The sequence below is a fragment of the Pseudomonas sp. fls2-241-TYG-175 genome, assembly GCF_030209155.1.
GTDB classification, from domain to species: Bacteria; Pseudomonadota; Gammaproteobacteria; order Pseudomonadales; family Pseudomonadaceae; genus Aquipseudomonas; species Aquipseudomonas viridiflava.
Window position 1 is genome coordinate 1 of the sequence record NZ_JARVSO010000018.1, and the last position, 22,025, is coordinate 22,025.

General features: G+C 60.1%; 18 protein-coding genes. 12 read left to right on the top strand and 6 right to left on the bottom strand.

The annotated features are described in order from the left end of the window. Positions 1 to 58 precede the first annotated feature (58 nt). Complete coding sequence (gene yghX / locus QRN20_RS14735) at positions 59 to 946, bottom strand: YghX family hydrolase (RefSeq protein ID WP_029242717.1); 888 nt, start codon at positions 944 to 946, stop codon at positions 59 to 61. Positions 947 to 1,260: 314 nt separating this feature from the next. On the opposite strand from yghX, the gene QRN20_RS14740 reads away from it, so the two are divergent. Next, positions 1,261 to 2,352, top strand: coding sequence for a GGDEF domain-containing protein (locus QRN20_RS14740; RefSeq protein WP_122422034.1), 1,092 nt, complete (start codon positions 1,261 to 1,263; stop codon positions 2,350 to 2,352). On the opposite strand, the gene QRN20_RS14745 is transcribed toward QRN20_RS14740, so the two are convergent. Continuing rightward, complete coding sequence (locus tag QRN20_RS14745) at positions 2,324 to 3,235, bottom strand: polyprenyl synthetase family protein (RefSeq protein ID WP_340137985.1); 912 nt, start codon at positions 3,233 to 3,235, stop codon at positions 2,324 to 2,326. The two genes, QRN20_RS14740 and QRN20_RS14745, sit on opposite strands and share 29 nt — an antisense overlap. Positions 3,236 to 3,392: 157 nt before the next feature. Here QRN20_RS14745 and fni point away from each other — a divergent pair, with 157 nt between their 5' ends. From fni to QRN20_RS14770, 5 genes are read left to right on the top strand one after another with little or no spacing between them, the layout of a single operon-like run. After that, positions 3,393 to 4,442 (top strand): type 2 isopentenyl-diphosphate Delta-isomerase, encoded by a 1,050-nt coding sequence (gene fni / locus QRN20_RS14750; RefSeq protein ID WP_122418325.1) that lies wholly within the window; start codon positions 3,393 to 3,395, stop codon positions 4,440 to 4,442. Further along, positions 4,439 to 5,719, top strand: a complete 1,281-nt coding sequence (locus QRN20_RS14755) for a glycosyltransferase (RefSeq protein ID WP_058432128.1) — start codon at positions 4,439 to 4,441, stop codon at positions 5,717 to 5,719. The genes fni and QRN20_RS14755 overlap by 4 nt, the downstream gene beginning before the upstream one ends. Then, positions 5,709 to 6,875, top strand: a complete 1,167-nt coding sequence (crtY, locus tag QRN20_RS14760; RefSeq protein WP_058432129.1) for a lycopene beta-cyclase CrtY — start codon at positions 5,709 to 5,711, stop codon at positions 6,873 to 6,875. The genes QRN20_RS14755 and crtY overlap by 11 nt, the downstream gene beginning before the upstream one ends. Continuing rightward, entirely contained in the window at positions 6,872 to 8,362 is a 1,491-nt protein-coding gene (locus QRN20_RS14765; protein WP_058432130.1) for a phytoene desaturase, read from the top strand. The genes crtY and QRN20_RS14765 overlap by 4 nt, the downstream gene beginning before the upstream one ends. Continuing rightward, a complete protein-coding gene (locus QRN20_RS14770) occupies positions 8,359 to 9,312 on the top strand; it encodes a phytoene/squalene synthase family protein (protein ID WP_285360646.1) in 954 nt (317 codons plus the stop codon). The genes QRN20_RS14765 and QRN20_RS14770 overlap by 4 nt, the downstream gene beginning before the upstream one ends. On the opposite strand, the gene QRN20_RS14775 is transcribed toward QRN20_RS14770, so the two are convergent. The 4 genes from QRN20_RS14775 to QRN20_RS14790 form a co-directional block, all read right to left on the bottom strand. Next, the gene (locus tag QRN20_RS14775) at positions 9,242 to 9,778 is read right to left on the bottom strand and encodes a sterol desaturase family protein (RefSeq protein WP_029242710.1); all 537 of its coding nucleotides are present in this window, start codon (positions 9,776 to 9,778) and stop codon (positions 9,242 to 9,244) included. The genes QRN20_RS14770 and QRN20_RS14775 overlap by 71 nt on opposite strands. Before the next feature lie 236 nt (positions 9,779 to 10,014). Then, positions 10,015 to 10,407, bottom strand: coding sequence for a hypothetical protein (locus tag QRN20_RS14780; protein WP_285360648.1), 393 nt, complete (start codon positions 10,405 to 10,407; stop codon positions 10,015 to 10,017). Further along, positions 10,397 to 14,569, bottom strand: coding sequence for an RHS repeat-associated core domain-containing protein (locus QRN20_RS14785; protein WP_285360650.1), 4,173 nt, complete (start codon positions 14,567 to 14,569; stop codon positions 10,397 to 10,399). The genes QRN20_RS14780 and QRN20_RS14785 overlap by 11 nt, the downstream gene beginning before the upstream one ends. Positions 14,570 to 14,574: 5 nt before the next feature. Continuing rightward, positions 14,575 to 15,033: a DcrB-related protein gene (locus QRN20_RS14790; RefSeq protein WP_285360667.1), complete on the bottom strand. Its 459-nt coding sequence runs from the start codon at positions 15,031 to 15,033 to the stop codon at positions 14,575 to 14,577. 434 nt (positions 15,034 to 15,467) lie between these two features. On the opposite strand from QRN20_RS14790, the gene QRN20_RS14795 reads away from it, so the two are divergent. From QRN20_RS14795 to QRN20_RS14820, 6 genes are all read left to right on the top strand, one after another. Continuing rightward, on the top strand, positions 15,468 to 16,418 hold the full coding sequence (locus QRN20_RS14795; RefSeq protein ID WP_257118092.1) for a LysR family transcriptional regulator: 951 nt from the start codon (positions 15,468 to 15,470) through the stop codon (positions 16,416 to 16,418). A gap of 213 nt (positions 16,419 to 16,631) precedes the next feature. Continuing rightward, positions 16,632 to 18,092 carry a SidA/IucD/PvdA family monooxygenase gene (locus QRN20_RS14800; protein ID WP_285360652.1) on the top strand — a complete coding sequence of 487 codons (1,461 nt, stop codon included), beginning with the start codon at positions 16,632 to 16,634 and terminating at the stop codon, positions 18,090 to 18,092. Continuing rightward, a complete protein-coding gene (locus QRN20_RS14805) occupies positions 18,089 to 19,063 on the top strand; it encodes an ABC transporter permease (RefSeq protein WP_057408458.1) in 975 nt (324 codons plus the stop codon). Before QRN20_RS14800 ends, QRN20_RS14805 begins: the two co-directional genes overlap by 4 nt. Further along, the gene (locus QRN20_RS14810) at positions 19,060 to 19,980 is read left to right on the top strand and encodes an ABC transporter permease (protein ID WP_029242707.1); all 921 of its coding nucleotides are present in this window, start codon (positions 19,060 to 19,062) and stop codon (positions 19,978 to 19,980) included. The genes QRN20_RS14805 and QRN20_RS14810 overlap by 4 nt, the downstream gene beginning before the upstream one ends. Continuing rightward, positions 19,977 to 20,981 carry an ABC transporter ATP-binding protein gene (locus QRN20_RS14815; RefSeq protein ID WP_029242706.1) on the top strand — a complete coding sequence of 335 codons (1,005 nt, stop codon included), beginning with the start codon at positions 19,977 to 19,979 and terminating at the stop codon, positions 20,979 to 20,981. The genes QRN20_RS14810 and QRN20_RS14815 overlap by 4 nt, the downstream gene beginning before the upstream one ends. Next, entirely contained in the window at positions 20,971 to 21,984 is a 1,014-nt protein-coding gene (locus tag QRN20_RS14820; protein ID WP_122491128.1) for an ABC transporter ATP-binding protein, read from the top strand. The genes QRN20_RS14815 and QRN20_RS14820 overlap by 11 nt, the downstream gene beginning before the upstream one ends. Positions 21,985 to 22,025: the final 41 nt, after the last annotated feature.

The window sequence follows — 22,025 nt, forward strand, 5'->3', positions numbered from 1 at the left end:
GCAGTCTGTGCCATTTGTGACGCGGAGCGTCACGGGAGGCATGCCCACGCGGAGCAATTCAAACGAGATATTTCCTGAACCACCCCAGCGTCCGGTCCCAGGCCAGTTTGGCGGCGGCCTCGTCGTAGCGCGGGGTCGAGTCGTTGTGGAAACCGTGGTTGGCGCCCGGATAAATGTACGTTTCGTAAGTCGTGCCGGCGGCTTTCAGGGCCTTTTCATAAGCAGGCCAGCCTTCGTTGATGCGCGTGTCCAACTCGCCATAGTGGATCATGATCGGTGCCTTGATCTTCACCACATCCTCCGAATTCGGCTGGCGTCCGTAAAACGAGACCGCCGCGCCCAACTCCGGATAGGCCACCGCCGCTGCGTTGGTGACGCCACCGCCATAACAGAAGCCTGTAATACCGACCTTGCCCGTGGTTGCATCGTGCTTCATCAGCCACTCGATGGCGGCGAAGAAGTCGTTCATCAGTTTTTCAGGGTCGACCTTCTGCTGAAGCTCGCGGCCCTTGTCGTCATTGCCCGGATAACCGCCCACCGATGACAGTCCGTCCGGTGCCAGGGCGATGAAGCCTGCCTTGGCCACGCGCCGGGCAACGTCTTCGATATACGGGTTCAACCCACGGTTTTCATGCGCCACCACAATGGCGGCAACCTTGCCGGTCGCCTTGGCGGGACGCACCAGATAGCCGCGCACCTGACCATGGCCTTTGGGCGACGGGTAATTCACGTATTCGGCGATGATGTCCGGGTCGGTGAATTCCACCTGCTCGGCCAACGCATAGTTGGGGCTCAGAGAAGCGAGCAGGGCGCTTGCGGTAAGGCCGCCCAGGGTGAACACTGCCGCGCGATCGAGAAATTCGCGTCGGTTGATCTTGCCGTGGGCGTAGTAGTCGTAAAGTTCGAGCAGTTCAGGGGCAAAGTCTTTCGCTGTGAGACGTTCCATCCGTACCCTTCCTTATCAGTCATTCGAGGCCAGCCATGCGCTGGGGAAGCAGCGATCCATTAAAGCAGTATTTGATCCGAATGAGGCATTTCACCCGCACAACCCGCATGCCAGAGCGCCCGGTCAAATTGTTCCGTCGTCGCTTGGGCACTTTCAAGGGGCAACGCCTTCAAACAAGAGCCTCACAGCCCGGTTGCAACGACAATTATTGTTGCTGGACGCATCAAGCGCAGCCCGTTCATGCCGACAATACGACATGAATCACGCCTTGATACCCCACGGTCGTATTCAACCTGTACTTTCGAGATAACGTGATGATCCTCTCCGCCGATGACCGTTCCCAGCTCTTCAAGGAGACTGCTGTCCAGTTCTGGAAACACATCATTCCCATAGTTTACGTCGCGCTCCTGATCCATTTTGTTCTGTTCGGGCTGTTCATCGCACTGGACGTGCCCATTCTCTGGGGCGCCAACTTCCTGAGCACACTGATCTACATCAATTGCCTGTACCTGATACGCGGTCGCCGCTACCGGCAGGCGGGTCAGTTGATGAGCCTTGAAATCATCGGCCACGCCATTCTGGCCACCTGGGTACTGGGCTGGGACAGCAATTTCAGCTTTTACCTGTTCTGCGTCGTGCCGATCATCGCCTTTACCTTTCAACTGGCCACGTTCAGACGGTTGGTCTACAGCCTGTCGATCCTGATGGCGGCCGTCGGCTGCTTCGCGTTTCGGCGCTATATGGGACTCTCGTCCGGGCTGAGCAGGGAGGTTCTGGATATTTTTGGCATCGCCAATGTGCTGATCGCAACCTCGCTGTCGATCTACGCCACAGCATTGTCGGTACGCTTCACCTCTTCGATGCAACTGAGCCTGTTTCATATCGCCAATCGGGACAGCCTCACCAACCTTTACACCCGCCGACGAATCCTGCACCGCGTGCGACAGATGGAGTCGCAGCGCCAGGGGCTTTCCGCATCGCTGATATTGCTCGATATCGATCATTTCAAGCAGATCAACGACCTTCACGGCCACGAATCCGGCGACCTCATCCTGCAGCGGGTCGCAGGCATCATCAGCGCCTGCGTGCGTCACAACGACATGGCCGCCCGCTGGGGAGGCGAAGAGTTTCTGGTGCTGATGCCGGACACGTCGCTGGCTGATACGCGAAAGGTGGCCGAGCGTATCTGGGCGCGGATCAGTGAAGAGGCAGGGCACATCGACACCCGCAAGCTGGACGTGACGGCGACGCTGGCGACGGCAGTCATTCATCCGGGCGAGGCCTTTCAGGTTGCGCTCAATCGTGCGGATGCGTTGCTGTATCAGGGAAAGGAACAAGGCCGAAATCGAGTGATGACGGCCGAACAGGCAGCCTGTGTTACAACGCTTTCAGAAAAACCAGCCTGAGGTAGGCGCTGATGGCTTGCGCATCGCCGTAGGCCCGGTCGAGGTGTTTCTCCGCCATCGACAGATGGGCATGAAGCTGTTCAGCCACTTTCTGCTGACCGTACAGCGAAACGAATGTCGACTTGCCCTTGTCCTTGCCTTGATCCTTGGCGTTGTCGAACGCATCGTCCTGCAGATCGTCGTAGAGCTGAAAAGCCTGCCCCAGCTCCGTGGCAAATCCCTGCAGCTCGAGCCGTACGCGCTCGTCGTCACTGCCGATCAGCCAGGCCATGTCCATGATGGCGCCAAACAGAACGCCGGTCTTGAGCCGATTGGTCAGGGCGATCTCTTCGGCACAGCGACTGTGCTGACCTTCGCGCAAGTCCTGATACTGTCCGCGGACCAGCCCTTGCATGCCCACTGTATCGGCGAGGATTTCAACAATCCGGGTACGGTTCGCAGGCGGCACGTCATTGATCGCCGCGACCACGCCGAATGCCCGGCTCAGCAAAGCGATCGCCGCGAGAATCGCCACATCCTGACCAAATTTCAGGTGCACGGTAGGACGTCCTCGCCTTAGCTGCGCGTTATCCATGCACGGCATGTCGTCCAGCACCAGAGACGCTGCGTGGATCATCTCCACGGCACAACCCAGATCCAGCGACGCGTCTTCAGACTGGCGGTCGGAATGACCCAGTCCCTCGGCAGCCAGCATCAACAGCATGGGGCGCACGCGCTTGCCGGGTGCCAGTGTGCCCTCGCGCATTGCCAGCGCGACCAGGTCGCGCTCGTTACCTTCCTGCGGCATCAATTCATCCAGACGTTTCTCGATGCGCTCACGCATGTCTGCCAACTGCTTGATCAGTCCGCTATGGAGGGAGGCATCCATTTCCATTTTTGTCATCGCTTCTACTCTGGCTATGTAGGCTCGACAGTCCAACTGTCTCGTCTCAGGCTCATTTCCTGGCTTTCAATCAAACGGAACGACCTCCGCTCCTGAGTGCCTCAAGAATCTAGAGACCACACGCTCGGAAAAATGATCCAGCTAAATCGGAGCTGTCATGGACAACATCGACCTCAGTCGGCGCAAGGATGATCACCTCGATATCGTCCTTAAACAAAGCTTCACAGGCTCTGGCTCGGGCCTTGAAGCGGTTCGCTTCGAACATTGCGCGTTGCCGGAACTGAACCTTGGCGACATTGATTTAAGCAGCAGTCTGCTGGGTATTCCCCTGCGCGCACCGCTGTTGATCAGCTCGATGACCGGCGGTGCCGAGCGCTCGACAGCGATCAACCGGCATCTGGCCCAGGCCGCGCAACGGCTGGGGATTGCCATGGGCGTCGGGTCGCAGCGAGTCGGATTGCGCAGCCCCAACGATCAGGGCCTGACCCGCGAACTCAGACGTCTGGCCCCGGATATCCCGTTGCTGAGCAACATCGGCGCGGCGCAGTTGCTGGAAGCGGACGGCCTGGATCTGGCGCGCCGGGCAGTGGATGCGTTGCAGGCCAATGCGTTGATCATCCACCTCAACCCCTTGCAGGAAGCCGTTCAGGCGGAGGGCGACAAGGACTGGCGCGGCGTACTGGAGGCGATTGCGCGCACGGTCGAAAGTGTGGGCGCGCCGGTCATCGTCAAGGAAGTCGGTGCCGGATTGTCGGCCCCGGTCGCCCGTGCGCTGGTTGCCCATGGCGTACAGGTGCTGGATGTGGCGGGCAGGGGCGGCACGAGCTGGGCAGCGATCGAGGGCGAGCGCGCGACCCGGTCGGCGGATCGAGAGGTAGCGATGGCCTTTGCAGACTGGGGCATACCGACGGCCACAAGTCTGATCAATCTCCGGCAGGCACTGCCGCACACGACGCTGATTGCCTCCGGAGGCATTCGTAACGGCATAGATGCTGCCCGGGCAATCCGTCTCGGAGCGGATCTGGTCGGACAGGCTGCCGGCGTACTTACTGAGGCGCTGGAATCGGATTCCGCCGTGATTGAACATTTTGAAACAATAATTCGCCAGTTGCGCATCGCCTGCTTCTGTACCGGGTCGCCGGATCTGGCTGCGTTGCGTGGAGCGCGGCTGCTCGACCCACTCCCGTTGAGCGAGCGTATTCCATGAGTCATTTTGGCGTTGTGGCCCCTGCGTTCTACAGCCACTTTCAGGCGTTCCAGGCCCTGGCGCTGGAGTTGATCGAGCGCGGTCACCGGGTCACGTTCTTTCATCAGGCCGATGCCCATCGCTGGCTGACCGATCCACGTATTGGCTTTTACACTCTGGGCGCGATCAGCCACCCGCCTGGCAGTCTGGCTGGATCGTTGCGCCGGGCCGCAGCTCCCCACGGCCCGCTGGGCTTGCGCCGCGTGATTCGCGACCTGAGTAGTACGACAGCCATGTTCTGTACCGAACTGCCTGCCGCGCTGGCGCACGAAGCCATCGACGCACTGCTGTGCGACCAGATGGAGGCGGGCGGCGGTCTGGTGGCGGAGGCGCTGGGTCTGCCATTCGTTTCAGTGGCCTGCGCACTGCCGATCAATCGTGAGCCTCAGTTGCCGCTGCCGATGATGCCGTTTGGCTACGGCACCGATGCGCGCAGCAGACGCTTGTACGAGGCAAGCACAAGGGTGTACGACTGGATGATGCGCCCGCTACGCAAGGTCCTGCACGAGGCATCCCATCGATTGGGCGTGACCCCGCGCAATGGCATGCACGAGTACCTGTCGCCGTTTGCGCAGATCAGCCAGACGCTGGACGGTTTCGATTTCCCGCGTGAGAACCGGCCTGCACATTTTCATACCGTGGGCCCGCTGCGGTCGGCGCCTCATCAGGTACAGGGCGAGTGGTCCATCGATCCGAACCGGCCGTTCATTTTCGCCAGTCTGGGCACCTTGCAGGGTGGTCGGCTGGGTATGTTCAAACAGATGGTGATTGCCTGTCAGCGTCTGAACGCCCAACTGCTGATCGCTCATTGTGGCGGTCTTGATGCCGCTCAGGAACAGACGCTCAGGCAGATGGGCGATGTTCGGGTGACGGCATTCGCGCCTCAGCAGTGGGTGCTGGAGCAGGCCGATGTGGTGATTACCCATGGTGGCCTGAACACGGTGATGGATGCGATTGCCGCCGGCACGCCAATGCTGGTCATGCCGATTACCTTCGATCAGCCCGGTGTGGCTGCCAGGGTCTGTTATCACCGGCTTGGCAAGCAGCTGCATCGTCGCGCCGGAGCGGCGAAGATCCAGGCCCAGTTGCAACACCTGCTCGTGCACTCCGACAAACCGCTGCGTCAGTTGGCAACTGAACTGGATTCGGCAGGCGGAACCTTCAAGGCCGCCAACATCGTCGAGGATGTGCTTCGCACGCGCCAGCCTGTGTTCGCAGGAGGCGTTCATGCGTTATGACCTGATCCTGGCGGGCGGCGGGCTGGCCAACGGGCTGATCGCCTGGCGTCTCAAGCAGTGCCGACCCGAGCTGAATATCCTGTGTATCGAGGAGCAGCCGCAGTTGGGCGGCAACCACACTTGGTCCTTTCATGACGGCGACCTGAGCCCGGACCAGCATCAATGGATCCGCCCGTTGGTGGTCAAGACCTGGCCTGCTTACGACGTCTACTTTCCAGAGCGCGCACGGCGAATGGAGAGTGGCTACGCGAGTATCACTTCCGAGCGCTTCGCTCAGGTCATTGGGCCTGCGTTGGGCGATAGCCTGATGACAGGAACGCGTATCACTGAAGTCAGCCCGGACTCGGTACTGCTCGACAATGGCGAGCGCCTGGACGCCCGCGCCGTGATCGACGGCCGTGGCGTGCAGCCCAGCGCGCATCTGGTGCTCGGTCAGCAGGCATTTCTGGGCCAGTTGCTGCAATTGAAGCACCCCCACGGGCTGGACATGCCGATCATCATGGATGCCCGCGTGCCGCAGGAAAGCGGGTATCGCTTCGTTTACGTGCTGCCGTTTACCCGCGATACGCTGCTGATCGAGGACACCCATTACGTGGATCGGCAATCGTCGTCACCGGATGAGTTGCGTCGGCACATTGCCGACTATGCGCGTCAGCACGGCTGGACGATTCAGACCTGCCTTCGCGAAGAGCAGGGCGTACTGCCCATTACGCTGGCCGGCGATTTCAATGCGTTCTGGAACGAACATCCGGGCCAGCCGCGTTCTGGCTTGCGTGCAGGGCTGTTCCACTGCACCACCGGCTACTCGCTGCCACTGGCCGTGAGGCTGGCCGACTGGATCACTCACCAGAACAACTTCGAAGCCGAGTCGCTGGCGCAGGGCATTCGCGCTTTTGCGCGGGCCCAGTGGCAGCGCCAGCGCTTCTATCGGCTGCTCAACCGGATGCTGTTTCTGGCTGGCCGACCTCAGGATCGCTGGCAAGTGATGCAACGCTTTTACGGGTTGCCCGACAACCTGATTCGCCGCTTTTACGCCGGTGACACGCTCGCCCGCGACAAGGTCCGGGTGCTGGTCGGCAAGCCTCCCGTGCCGGTCGCTGAAGCCATGCGTGCCGCCGTACGTTACCTGCCCAGACATTATGAGAATTCTCTATGACCCCAGCAAAAAACGCCGTGGTGATTGGCGCCGGTTTCGGCGGCCTGGCACTGGCGATCCGGCTTCAGGCCGCAGGCTTGCAAACAACCCTGCTCGAAAAGCGCGACAAGCCGGGCGGAAGAGCCTACGTCTATGAGGATGAGGGTTTCACTTTCGATGCAGGGCCTACGGTGATCACCGACCCCTCGGCCATCGAAGAGTTGTTCACGGCGGCCGGTAAATCGATCAAGGATTACGTCGACCTGCTGCCGGTCTCGCCGTTCTACCGTCTGTGCTGGGAAGACGGCACGCAGTTCGACTACGCCAACGATCAGGCTTCTCTGGATCGCCAGATCGGCGCGCTCAACCCCAAGGACGTTGCGGGCTATCAGCGGTTTCTGGCGTATTCGAAAGCGGTGTTCAACGAGGGCTATCTGAAACTGGGCGCTGTGCCGTTTCTGTCGTTTCGCGACATGATTCAGGCCGGTCCGCAACTGGCGCGTCTTCAGGCCTGGCGCAGCGTCTACTCCAAAGTGTCGGAGTTCATCGAAGACGAGAAACTGCGCCAGGCGTTCTCGTTCCACTCGTTGCTGGTGGGCGGTAATCCGTTTGCCACGTCGTCCATTTACACCCTGATTCACGCGCTGGAGCGCCAGTGGGGCGTCTGGTTTCCGAAGGGCGGGACCGGCGCACTGGTGCAGGGAATGGTCAAACTGTTCGAGGACATCGGCGGACGCATCGAACTCAATGCCGAAGTCGCCAGCATCGAAGTCAGCGGCGCACGCGCCACGGGTGTGCGGTTGCATGACGGCCGGGTGTTGAACGCCGACTGCGTGGCCTCGAATGCCGACGTGGTGCACACCTATGCCAATCTTCTGGCCCAGTATCCACGGGGCGTGAAGGAGGGCGCGCGGCTCAAGCGAAAGCGGTTCAGCAACTCGCTGTTCGTCATTCACTTCGGCCTCAAGCGACCACAGCCACAATTGCAGCACCACACCGTGTGCTTCGGGCCGCGTTACCGCGAACTGATCCAGGAAATCTTCAAGGGCGATGCGCTGGCCGAGGATTTCTCGCTGTACCTGCACGCACCCTGCATCACCGACCCGAGCCTCGCACCACCAGGCTGTTCCAGCCATTACGTGTTGTCACCGGTTCCGCACCTGGGCAATGCGCCCATTGATTGGGAAATCGAAGGGCCGCGCTACCGGGACCGGATCTTTGAATACCTTGAGAAGTACTACATGCCCGGCCTGCGTGAAGACCTGGTGACCTGCCGGATCTTCACGCCCAACGATTTCCGCGACGAACTGAACGCGCATCTGGGCTCGGCCTTCTCGCTGGAACCCGTCCTGCAACAAAGTGCCTGGTTTCGGCCTCACAACCGCGACGCGAATCTGGCCAATGTGTATCTGGTTGGCGCCGGGACGCATCCGGGCGCAGGTGTTCCCGGTGTGATCGGCTCGGCCAAGGCCACCGCAGGCCTGATGCTGGAGGGCGTCCACGCATGACTGCACCGGATACACAGGATCAGCAACTGGTAGACCATGCTTTACAGAGCATTGCCGTGGGTTCGAAGAGCTTCGCGGCCGCCTCGAAACTGTTCGATCCGCTGACACGCCGCAGCGCCGTGATGTTGTACGCCTGGTGCCGCCACTGTGACGATGTCATCGATGGGCAGGAAGCGGGGCATGACGCAACGGTCGTCTCGCCCGTTGAAGTACGCCAGCGTCTGGCCGGGCTCATCGCCCGGACGCATGACGTCTACGCAGGCATCCCCCCGCAGACCCCGGCCTTCGCCGCGTTCAAAGACGTGGTCTACCGTCACGGCATTCGTCAGGACTACGCGCTGGATCACCTCGCAGGGTTTGCGATGGACGTGAATCAACGGGACTACCGCAGCATCGAAGACACTCTGGAATACTGCTACCACGTGGCCGGGGTCGTCGGGTTGATGATGGCGCAGGTCATGAACGTCAGTGACGAAGCGACCCTGGATCGGGCCTGCGATCTGGGCATGGCGTTTCAACTGACCAACATTGCCCGCGATATCGTCGAAGATGCTGCCGTCGGACGCTGCTATCTGCCCGCCGACTGGCTGACCGAACTGGACATACCGCGTGACCGGCTGGCCGAGCCGGAGTATCGCCAGCGCATTGCCGTGCTCGCCCGGCGGCTGGTAGACATGGCTGAGCCGTTCTATGAAAGCGCGCAGGCCGGTCTGGCCGCGTTACCGTGGCGCTCGGCCTGGGCAGTGGCCACCGCCAGAGGTGTCTACCGCGAGATAGGCGTGAAGGTGCGGGAGGCCGGAGCGCAGGCGTGGGACTCACGCCAGTCGACCTCGAAACTCGACAAGCTCAGACTGGTCGCCGCCGGGGCATGGCAGTCCACTATTTCGCGCGGGAAGCGCTATCCCCGACGTCCGCCCGACCTGTGGAAACGTCCTCGTCGTGCCTATTGAGCGGACCGCCGTGCAGCTCGCGCAGTTGCGCCTTCAGTTTTGCCACGGAAGGCGCGTACAGAAAGCCGAATGACACACAGCGCTCCTTGCCGGACACCGCATGATGCATCAGGTGCGCCTGATAGAGTCGCTTGGCATAGCCTGCGCGTGGCACAAGACTGAACGGCCAGCGCCGGTGAACCAGTCCGTCATGCGCAACGAAATACAACAGGCCATAGGCCGTCATTCCTGCACCGATCCACTCCAGCGGATGATAACCCCCGGTGCCCAGCGCAATCAGCACGATGGCGACGCCCGCAAACACCACTGCGTACAGATCATTCTTCTCGAACCAGCCGGTCCGAGGCTCATGGTGCGAGCGATGCCAGCCCCATCCCCAGCCATGCATGACGTACTTGTGCGCCAGAAATGCGAAGCCTTCCATGCCGATCAGCGTGGCCAGAAACACCAGCGAGTTGAAAATCATCCGTTTTGTCCTCCAGGGTTGCCTGGGTTGAGACTGTGAGGGGAGGGTGGGGGTTCGATTGGATCGACCAGTTGGTTACCAAAGTAGTTTACTGTCAGTAATTTTAAACTCGTATCATCTGAGAAAGTGCTCGACAGCAGAATGAAATTTCAAAACCATAGAGAAATGTGCTCTCTATGATATTGGTCAAGGCGATACGTTAGCTTTATCGAAAGCTGAGCGATGTGGTTTTGTCATTAAGAAGATGCCAGCTTGTCGGCTTTCAATGACATGCAGCCGTCTATTTTGTAGCTTTTACAATTGACTATGAAGATTAGAAGATACTCCCCTGTATCTAAAGGTATCCAGCTTCTATGGGCCTCGCTAGAAGAGGATTTTAGAGCTTTCAAACAGATGTCGGCACCGTGAAGTATTCGACCTTGAGACTTCAAGTTATTGTGCCTGAATTCTATTATTGAGCTTAGTGATTCCTTGGATTGATCATCATAGGCGCTAATTTCTTTGGGAACCGGAAATTGCTTATTAGTCATTTTTATCTTTTTCAAGACGGCGCCCGTCACCGAATCATATTTTTTCGATTTAATAAAGCCTTCAAAATCAATTTTTTCAACCACGTCTTTAGATTTCATTTGGATCAAATACCTTTAGATTTTCTCGACTTCCTTTTAAAAGTATCTCGGACTCCCCGTATCTGTCTGGAGACAGGTGCCATGACCATCCATCGCCAGGCTTGGGGGCTCCGGTCGGTGTTCCTAATATGACTCCTCCAGGGCCATCTTTCTCTGCCCACCATTTAGCGATTTTTAGGTCTCTTGTCCAAGATGTATAGGGGCTATCTTGAGATACACCACCTTTATTATGCAGTTCAGGAGAAATATCACTATTGACATTACCTGGTTCAGCCTTTCCTCTCTTGGCATTTTCGATTTCTGGATGTTTTGCACTCACTCCTCTATAAAGCTCACACGCCCATCCAAGGGCATCAATCCAGCGAATTGGATTAGGCGTATACTTATAAAGGTTTAACCCTCCCAACAACCCAATCGGATCCTGCGTAATAAACCGCCCCACCTCCGGATCGTAATACCGGAACGTGTTGTAGTGAAGCCCCGTCTCTTCATCAAAATACTGCCCCTGAAACCGCAGGTTCTGCTCAACCTCGTTCACGGTCAGCGCTTCGAGGCTTCCCCATGCCTTGTACGTCGCCTGCCAGACGATCTGACCGTCGATATCGGTCATCTCCAGCGGCGTACCAATCTGGTCGGTGTGGAAATAGTAGACCTTGTTTCCGGCGTCACCTTCGCGCTGATCAACACGTGCCAGTGGCGCATAGCTGCCCGGCTCGTACACGTACAGGTTGCTCTGTCCCGGCTGTTCTTCACGCAGCATCCGCAGGCCTTGCCAGAAGAAGCGTTTGTGCTGGGTCTGGCCGTTTGTTTCGGACTGCTTGCCTATCCGTCTTCCCAGGCTGTCGTACTGGTAAGTGCCGGTGCTATGAAGCTGACTGTTGAGCATCGTTTCCGCACGTACGAGGCGGTTTTCACAGTCGTAGGTAAACGTCTGCCATTTCGCCAGACCACTGCGCTTCTCGATCAGGTTGCCCCAGGCGTCATAGGTGTATTCCTGATCACGCCACTGTTTGAGGCGGTTGTCCTTCACATGGTCGAAGCGGCTGGTGTTGAAGTTCAGGCGGTTGGCGGCGGCGTCGTAGCGAAATTCTTCGCTGTCAACCAGTTTGCCGGTGTCGCGGCTGTGCAACTGGCCGTTGGCTTCGTATTCGTATTTGATCTCGCCGCGCAGTTTGTCGAGGGTGCGGACCAGTTCGCCGGCCGGGTCGTACTGGTAGCGGCGGTGGATCGGGTTGTAGGCATGTTCCACCAGCAGTTGTGGGCTTTCGCTGCCCAGCACGCCGGAGAGTTTGTCGGCGGGCAGGGTTGAGGCGAACTGCCAGGATTTTCGGCCCATCGGGTCGTAGCCGAAGCAACTGGTGAGCTTGCCCTGGGTGCGGTAGACCTCGCGGTGCAGGTCGTCGCGTTCCATGTCGCTGATCAACTGGCCGTCGAGGTTCAACTGATGCAGGTGACCACTGCCGTAGTACAGGTGGTTCAGGTGCTGGCCGGTCGGCAGGGTCAGCGTGGTCAGGTTGCTGAGCGGGTCGTACTCGTAGTTCAGGGTGCCTTGTGGCGTGGTTTCTTCAACAAGGCGACCCAGCAGGTCGTACTGGAAGGACAGGGTTTCGGCGGTGACGCCCAGTTGCTTCCCGACAGCCGTTGGCTGGCGCTCGATGGACAGCAAACGATCCGCATCATCGTACGTGTAGTCCTGACGGGCGTCGCGGTTGACCTTGGCCAACAGGCGGCCAATGGGGTCGCGTTCGAATTCGGTGTGGCGCTGTGGGCGCTCTGCGCGTTCGCCGTAGCCGGTTTCCTCGACCTGGGTGAGGTATCCACCGAGGTTGTACTGGAAACGGCGCGTCAGGTTGTCGATGCGCTGCTCTTCGATCAACCGGTCCGACGCGTCGTAGGCAAAGCGGTAGCTGGCGTTGTTCTCGTTGACCAGCGCGGTCAGGCGAATGGCCTTGTCGTACTCGTAGGCAATCGACTGGCCCTTGGCATCCTGACGCCGAGTCGGCAAACCACGGGCGTTGCGCATCAGCCGCGTGGTCTGGCCCTTGCCGTCGGTGTGGGTGAGGATCTGGCCGAGGGCGTTGTAGGTAAAGCTTTCGGCGGTACCGTCGGGGTGATCGATGCGCAACACTTCGCCATCGGGCTTGCGCTCAAGCCTGGTGGTCTGGTTGAGGGCGTCGGTGACGGCGACCAGATGGTGGCGCTCGTCGTAACGGTAATAGGTGTTCTTGCCCGAGCAGTCCTGAAAGCGTTCGACCTGCGCCAGCTTGTTCCACCACAGGTATTTGGACTTCAGCGTCGGGTCGACGATGGTGTGCGGCAGGCCGTCGTCGCCGTTGAGGTACTCGGTCTTGTGGCCGAGCGCATCGAGTTCGGCGACCAGATTGCCCTTGGCGTCGTAGCGGGCGCGCCAGGTGCTGCCGTCCGGGTAATCGACCTGAGTGACCAGTGTGGTCTTGTAGTGATGCCGATAGCGGGTGGTGCGGCCGAGCGGGTCGGTTTCTTCGGTCAGGCGGGAGAGTTCATCGTAGGCAAACGCCAGCGTTTTGCCGTCGGCGAGGGTCAGGGCGGTGATATTGCCGGTGTCGTCCAGGTCGATGGTGTAGCGTTCGCCGCCAAAGTCGGTGCTGGCCACGACGCGTCGGTCGGCGTTATAGGTGACTTCGGCGTGGCGGCCGAGCACATCGGTAACACCGGTCTGGCGCGCTGTAAAATCGTAGTCGAAGTGAAAGTGCTCGCCGTCGCTGGTCCAGTGTTCGACGACCCGTGGCTGGCCGTCGAGGGTTTGCCATCGGTAGTAACAGCCCAGGCCTTCCGAATTGCTGTGACTGGCCATGACGCCGTCGGCGTAGCTGAAGCTGCGTACCGAGTCGCCGTTGCGATTGATCACACCACTCAACTGGCCGTGGCTGTCGTAGCGATACTGCACCAGCGTCTCGACGGCCTTGTTATCGACGATACGCTTGACGGCGCTCAGGCGCGGCGAGTCTTCCTCGTAATGCAGATGGACGCGCACGCCGCCGGTGGCGCTAATGTCGGTCAGGGTGCCTTGCGCGGTGCGAGTGAAGTGCAGGAAGTGGCCCATCGCATTCTCGATGCGCTGCAGCGGAACCGGCACGTTGGTGTTGGGGACTTCGCCAAAGTAGAAGAAGACGTTGTCATGGGTCTGCAGCAGATAATGGCCGCCTTCGGTGCAAACCAGGTACACCTGCTCGTGCGGGTTGTAGATACGCTCGCCGGGTTGCAGGGTCACGAAGGGCACGCTGCGACCCTGATTATCGCTCAGGTAGATGAATTGGCCATGACGGCGCAGGCTCTGCTCCCACGGCAGCACCCAGCCTTTGCCCAATACACTGTCGACGGTCAGATCGCTCGCGTAGAAGCGGGTCCACTCGATGGGCATCAGGCCCGGCAGGCTGAAGTCGTTCTCATCGATCAGCAATTTGCGCCCGGTGGTGGTGTCGACCGGATTGCCGTGCAGACCGCCCAGTACTTTGTCAGCCAGCGGGGCGACGCCAAAGCGAAAGATGGCATCGCCGACGAAAACACCGCCCATGAACCTCAGAGCGCAAGGACCGGCAGCCTTGAGGCCTTGTTGCGTGCCCAGCTTGATGATGGAACCGACCGCCCGGGCGCCGCCTGCAATGATCAGCAGGATGTCCACGGCGTAGCGCACCGCGACGGGGATTTCCTCGCTGACCGGCAGATAGCGGTAGGTACCGCCACCGATGAATACGTTGTTGGAGCCCGTCGCGATGCGCGCTCCGCAAGTCAGTTTGTCGCCCTGACGGGCGGCCGCCTTGCCGTTGATGAAAACGTTACTGGAGCCTTCAGCCACCTTGACGATGGGGGCGTGCTTGTCGCAAACGGCGGTGCTGTCTTCAACAAAGGCGGCGGCGCGGCCGTTGATGAACACGTTGCGCGAGCCGGATTCGATCTGGCCCGCGGGGGAGCTGAAGGCTCGGCCGATCGACTCTCCCAGGCTGGCCAGAGCGCTACCCGCCAAGCCGACGGCGACCCCCAGCAGCAGGCCGCCTAAACCGCAGGTAACGAAGGTAAACCCGACGTAGGCGACCAGCGCGATACCTGCCACAGCGCCCAGCAGAAAACCGCCCAGGGCACCGGTGTGTTCGATTTCGTCAAATAAACGGGCTGCCTCGAACATCGTTGTTACTCCTTTACGGTGTTCAAGGTTTTTTCGGATTTGGGAGTAAAGCTTGCTATTAAATCGGTCCAGTCGCGGTTTTGCTGCTCGGTAAAGTCCGTTTGACCGGTGTAGGCAAACACCAGAACCTGGCCGCCACCGATCATAAACGCTGCCTGACGCTGATGGATAGTGTGCGTTTCGTTGAGATAGTACGCTTCGATTTCTATACCGGGGTCAAGGTTGACGTTTGAAGTGGAAATCGCTTTGCGGGCAAGGACGGTATAGCTGCGCAGTCTGGACGTCAGAAGTTTCAGTTGTCTTTGTACGTAGGCATTGAGGTCTTCGCCCTGAAGATGAATATCCCGTGACAGCGTGATGCTGAGAGGTGCCGGAACATCCTGTCCAAGGACAAACATGTTTACGGTACGGTCACTAAAGCCTTTGGGCAACGTGATGCATCCTTCCTGCAACTGAAAGTCCATTAAATCTTCGTCCTTAAAGCAAATACGGTTAGTGAGTCGTAGGGGGTGGCTCAACTGCATGGCGCTTCGCAAAATTGTCTGCTTCATCGGAAGCATAAATCCTGGACCGTATCGAGAATCTTCATCGCAATCAGCAAAGCCAGAAGGCCCTTTCCGCTAGTCCTGTAGGCATGGGGCTGCGGATGTTTTCTAAAGCGTTTAACCGTCGTGACGTGTGGTGCTAAGGAGCCCTTATTTTTTGGCGCTGAGCGTAGACCTCTTGTTTTTTGAAAAGTGCGGAGAGCGCCGTAGGTCAGATGGCGATTGTCTTCCGTGCAGCATTAAAGGCGTTGGTCATGACCCGCTTTACTAACAGCGTGTAGACTTTTGCCACTCGTACGGCAAAGCCGCGCAACGCGCGCTCCGGCCATCATCGGTATCGATCAAGGGTTCTTATGGATTTGCGTCAACTTGAAGCCTTTGCGGCAGTGATGTCGGCGGGCAGTGTCACCGCCGCTGGCAAGATGCTCGGCCGCTCGCAGCCGTCGGTCACCCGGGTGATTCAGGAACTTGAGCAGGAGCTGGGTTTTGCGCTGTTCGAGCGCAGTGGGCCGAAGGTCACGCCGACGCACAAGGCCTTCATGATGTATGGCGAGGTAGAAAGTGCACTGCTGGGCATTCGCAACATTCGCCAGCGCGCGCAGCATATCGCCGAGGAAGAGAATCATCAGATCAAGCTGGTGGCGATTTCGGCCCTGGCCGCCGGGTTGCTGCCCGCTGCGCTGGCACGCCTGCCGGAGCACTTGAAACCACGGCAGATCCAGCTGCAGAGCATGTCGCCGGAAAATGTGGTGCAGGCGGTGCTGTCCAAGACCACGGATCTGGGGGCGGTGAGCCTGCCGCTGGAGCATCGCGGGCTAGAGATTCACTGGATAGGCGAAGCACCTTGCGTCGCTGTCCTGCCGGATGATTCCGATCTGGCCGCTTATGACGTGCTACCGATGGAAGTGCTGGCGGGTCAGACGCTGATCACCATGGCCAATCCCTATCGGTTCCGTCGGCGCATCGACAAGGCGTTTCAGGCAGCGGGCGGCGAGTTGCCGCACATGCTCGACACCAACACGTCATTGATCGCCATGCAGATGGCCAGGGCCGGGCTCGGAGTCGCACTGGTCGATCCGTTCACGGCCATGGGAGTGCCAATTCAGGGTGTGGTGGTGCGGCCGATTGCCTGCAATATCCCGTTTTTCTTCGGCCTGATTTCGGCGTTCGCCAGCCCGCACTCCGATGTGGCCCTGGCGCTGATCGATGAAATTGCTACCACCGCGAAGACGCTGTTGCCGGACATGGTCATGCATGAAGCCAGTGCTCACGACGCCCTGTTGCAGAGCATTTACGCCGAATAAGACCGTCCGGATGTTGGTAGAGATCGTTACGACCTGACATTCAGGAATATCAATATGCAATTTTGCGCGTTGCGGGAATAAAAAATGCTTTTTAGTATTCGGTTTTCGCATTCAAAGCCTTATTGAATTCATTTATTTCGTTATTGGAATGGATTTTGAAAGGTTGAATGAAAGCTCGGGTTGTCTGCCCGACCATTTGCCGAGTACCGATCAATGCCCCATGTAGATGCCCCCGCAGGTCTTGCGGCACTGGAAGCACGCTTGCGTCAGGACCTTGCCTGGCTGGACCTGCCTGCCAACCCGTGGGTCAAACCACGCCAGAGCGAGGGCAGGGCCGTGCTGGACGTTGCGATCATCGGCGGTGGCATGGCGGGGCTTGCACTGGCTGCCGAGCTGCGCCATCTTGGGGTGGCCGCGGTGATATTCGATCAGTCGCCCGCAGGCTATGAAGGCCCTTGGGCGACCACGGCGCGCATGCAAACCCTGCGCTCGCCCAAACAGCTCACGGGTCCGGCGCTCGGGCTTCCTGCGCTCACGTTCCGTGCCTGGTACGAAGCGCAGTTCGGCGCCGAAGGCTGGGCGACGCTGGACAAGATTCCGCGCCTGCAATGGGCCGACTACCTGCGCTGGTACCGCAAGGTGTTGAGCCTGGATGTGCGCAACGAACACCGTGTCAGCCGGGTCGCGCCCAGGGCGGACGGGTTGGTCGCGCTGGATATTGAAACACCGTCGCAGACTCTTTTCTTCGAGGCACGCCATGTGGTGCTGGCGACCGGTCGTGACGGACTGGGCGGCCCCTGGGTGCCTGACTTCGCAAAATCGTTGCCCAGGCATTTGTGGGCTCACTCCGCTGACGGCTTGCAGGACGACTGGTTCGAAGGCAAGCGCGTCGCTGTGATCGGTGGCGGCGCTTCGGCCATGGACAGCGCCGCGACTGCGCTGGAAGCGGGCGCGACAGGCGTCGATCTGATGATTCGCCGTGCAGTGCTGCCGCGCGTCAACAAGGGCAAGGGCGCAGGTAATCCGGGGATGGTCCACGGTTACTGGCGCCTGCCGGATGAGTGGAAGTGGCGCCTCCGTCATTACCTCAACACTCAACAGGTTCCGCCGCCACGCGGCAGTACGCTGCGGGTCTCCGGCTCGGGCAAGACACGGTTTCTACTCGGTTGTCCGCTGGTGGGTGTCGAGCAGAATCCTGCGGGTGGTGTATGGCTGGACACGCCGTCGGCACGGATCGAAGCGGACTTTGTGGTGTTCGCCACAGGTTTTCGGACCGACTTTGCGCAGCGGCCGGAGTTCGCGCCGTTCTCCGCGCACATTCGCGTCTGGCAGGACCGCTTCAAGGCGGCCGCCGATGAACAGGACGCGGAACTGGCTCAGTTGCCGGATCTGGGCAACTGCTTCGAGTTTCAGGAGAAAACGCCAGGCGCCTGCCCCGGAATCGAGCACATTCACTGTTTCAGCTACCCGGCAGCGTTGAGCTACGGCGCAGTGTCCGGTGACATCCCGGCGATCAGCGAAGGCTCCAAGCGACTGGCGCACGCATTGGTCGGGCAGTTGTTCAATGAAGACGTGGCGTTGCACTTTCAGGCCATGCGCAACTACGCCGATCCCGAATTGCTGGGTGACGAGTGGGTTGCCAGCCAGCCAACTGCCGACGAGTTACGCTCATGATCGGCTGGGCATTGCGTCGGCTGACACAGTCATTGTTGGTGATTCTGCTGATGACCCTGGTGGTGTTCATCGGCCTGAACGCCATTGGCAATCCGATGGACATTCTGGTGGGCGAAGACCTCAATCAGGCCGAGCGCCTGCAGGCGATTGCGCATCTGGGTCTGGACAAGCCGCTGTGGCAGCAATACCTGATCTTTCTCAAGGGCGCGCTCCACGGCAATCTCGGCCAGAGCTTCGTTTACCACGAAGACGCGATGCGCCTGATTCTGCAACGCCTGCCAGCAACCTTCGAACTGGCCTTCAGCGCGCTGTTTCTGGCCGTGGTGATCGGCGTGCCGCTGGGCATGTTCGCCGGGACCTGGCCGGATCATCCGGTTTCGAAGCTGCTGATGGCGGGCAGCATTGTCGGCTTCTCGCTGCCAGCGTTCTGGGTGGCATTGATGATGATCATGCTGTTCTCGATCACGCTGGGCTGGCTGCCCGCCAGTGGGCGCGGCGAGACCCGCGAATGGCTGGGCGTGCAATGGTCATGGCTGACGCTGGACGGCCTGCAGCACTTGCTGTTGCCCGCGCTGAATCTGGCACTGTTCAAGATTTCGCTGGTGTTGCGCCTGACCCGCGCCGGTGTGCGTGAGGTGCTGCCACAGGAATTCGTCAAATTTGCCCGCGCCAAGGGCCTGTCGCCACTGCGGGTGATGTGCATGCACGTCATGCGCAACACCATGATCCCCGTGGTGACGGTACTGGCCATGGAGTTGGGTTCGACCATTGCCTACGCGGTGGTCACTGAAAGCATCTTTGCCTGGCCCGGCGCCGGCAAGCTGATTCTGGACAGCATCAACATGCTGGATCGCCCGGTGGTGGTCGCTTACCTGATGGTCGTCGTGGTGATTTTCGTGGTGCTCAACCTGATCGTCGACGGCCTGTATTACCTGCTCGATCCCCGCGTACGCGTCGAGGCTTCCCGATGAATGCCATCTCCAAAACAGCCACCGCCAGCGTCGGTCTGCAGGCGCAGTCGCCGTGGCGGCGCGTGGCGGTCGAGTTCACCCGCTCGCCGTCTGCCATGTTGGGTCTGGTGGTTCTGATGATCATCATTCTGGTCGCCGCGCTGGCGCCCTGGATCGTGGTGCAGAACCCTTACGACCTGATGCAGTTGAACGTCATGGATGCCCGCATGGCGCCCGGCAGTCCGAACATGGACACCGGTTACACCTATTGGCTGGGCACTGACGGGCAAGGGCGGGATCTGGTTTCAGCGATCATTTACGGCCTGCGCATCAGTCTGTGGGTCGGGATCGGTTCGGCACTGATCGCCGCCGTGATCGGCACGCTGCTGGGGCTGGTCTCTGCGTATGCAGGCGGCTGGGTCGATGCGCTGCTGATGCGTCTGGTGGACTTGCTGCTGTCGTTTCCGGTGATTCTCATGGCCCTGATGATTCTCGCCTGGCTGGGCAAGGGCGTCGGTAACGTGATGCTCACCCTGGTATTGCTGGAATGGGCGTATTACGCCCGCACCGCAAGGGGCCAGGCCCTGACTGAAAGCCGTCGCGAATACGTCGACGCGGCGCGCGGGCAGGGCATTGGTCCATGGCGCATTGTCATTGGCCACATCCTGCCCAACTGTCTGCCGCCACTGATCGTGATTGGCGCACTGCAGATTGCCCGCGCCATCACGCTGGAGGCGACCCTCTCGTTTCTCGGCCTGGGTGTGCCGGTCACAGAACCTTCGCTGGGGCTGCTGATCGCCAATGGCTTCCAATACATGCTCAGCAATGAATACTGGATCAGTCTGTTTCCGGGGCTGGCGCTGTTGATCACCATCGTCGCGATCAATCTGGTGGGCGACCGGCTGCGTGATGTGCTGAACCCGAGGTTGCAGCGATGAGCCAGCTTGAAACAACGCCGATGGCTGAACAGCCGACCCTTGATGTGCGCGGCCTGTGCACCTCGTTCTACACCCGTGCAGGCGTGCTACCGGCCGTGCGTGATGTGTCGTTAAGCGTGCAACCGGGCCGGATTCTCGGACTGGTCGGTGAATCGGGATCGGGCAAATCGGTGACGGGGTTTTCCATTCTGGGACTGGTCGACGAGCCGGGCCGTATCAGCGCAGGTCAGGTGCTGTTCAAGGGGCGTGACCTGACGAAACTCACGGCCTCGCAATTGCGCGACGTGCAGGGCAATCGGGTCGCGATGATCTTTCAGGATCCGATGATGACCCTCAATCCTGTGCTGCGGGTCGACACGCAGATGGTCGAGGCCGTTCGCGCGCATCGTCCGGTCAGCAAGCGCGAAGCACGTGAGCACGCCAGCCGCACGTTGGCGCTGATGGGCATTGCCAGCCCTGAAGAGCGCCTGCGCGCCTACCCGCATCAGTTGTCAGGCGGCATGCGTCAGCGTGTGGCGATTGCCATCGCGCTGTTGCACGCCCCGGACCTGATCATTGCCGATGAGCCGACCACCGCGCTGGACGTGACCATTCAGGCGCAGATTCTCAGCGAAGTGCAGAAGCTGGTTCGGGAGCAGGGCACGTCGCTGATCTGGATCACCCATGATCTTTCCGTGGTGGCCGGGCTGGCCGACGACGTGGCGGTCATGTACGCCGGGCGCATCGTCGAACAGGGCTCGGTCGCCGATGTGCTGGACCGCCCGCAACATCCTTATACCCAAGGGCTGATCGACAGCCTGCCCAGTCGTAACCGGCGAGGTCAGCGCCTGCGGCAGATTCCCGGCATGGCGCCGGATCTGCTGTCGATGCCGGAAGGCTGCGCGTTTGCCGCCCGTTGTCCAAGAGCCTCGTCGGTCTGTGCGCAGGAACCTGCGCCACGCGAAATCGCGCCCGGCCAGACGGTGCGTTGTTTTCATCCGGGAGCCGCCGATGTCCAGTGAACAGATTCCCCTGATCGAACTGCATCAGGTCAGAAAGACATTCGGCAAGCCGGTGGCTGAACGCTCCGTTCAAGGCGTTCTGCAGCGCCTGCACCTGACGCGACCCAGACCTGTCACCCATGCGGTAGATGGCGTGGACCTGTGCATCGCACGGGGCGAGGTGGTGGGACTGGTCGGGGAGTCCGGCTGCGGCAAGTCGACACTCGGGCGCATGGTCGCCGGACTGCTGCCGGTGTCTTCGGGCTCGGTGTCGGTGGACGGCAAGCCCGTCGACAACCTGACGGCCAGCGAGCGCAAGGCGTTGCGCCTCAAGGTACAGATGATCTTTCAGGACCCGTCGTCGAGCCTCAATCCGCGTCTGCGGGTCGACCGTATCATCGGCGAAGGTGCGCTGCTGCATGGCCTGACCGACAGCAAAGGCATGGACGACTACGTCAGTGCGCAACTGCAGCGCGCCGGGCTCAGTCCGCAGTTGCGCCAGCGTTACCCGCACCAGTTCAGCGGTGGTCAGCGCCAGCGCATCGGTATTGCCAGAGCGCTGGCCGTGCAGCCCGAGCTGTTGGTGTGCGATGAGTCGGTCGCCGCGCTGGACGTGTCGATCCAGGCGCAGATTCTCAACCTGTTCATGGACCTGCGCGATGAGCTGGGCCTGACGTATCTGTTCATCAGCCATGACCTTGGGGTGGTCGAGCACCTGTGTGACCGGGTCGTCGTGATGTACCTGGGCCGGGTAGTCGAAACGGCATCGGTCGACGATCTGTTCGCCCGTGCCAATCATCCTTATACCCAGGCGTTATTGGCGCAGATCCCGCGTTTCGATATCCGCAGTACCCGTTATGACGCGATCAAAGGGGAAATCCCCAGCCCGCTGAACCCGCCTGCCGGGTGTCATTTCCATCCTCGCTGCCCGCACGCCATGGCGCGCTGCCGCGAAGAAGTTCCAGCGCTGAGGGAGGTTTCGCCGAACCACCGGAGCGCGTGTCACCTCAACGACAACCTCTGAACGAGCGCGCAGATGCTCGTGCTCCCTCTTGCCATTGATTG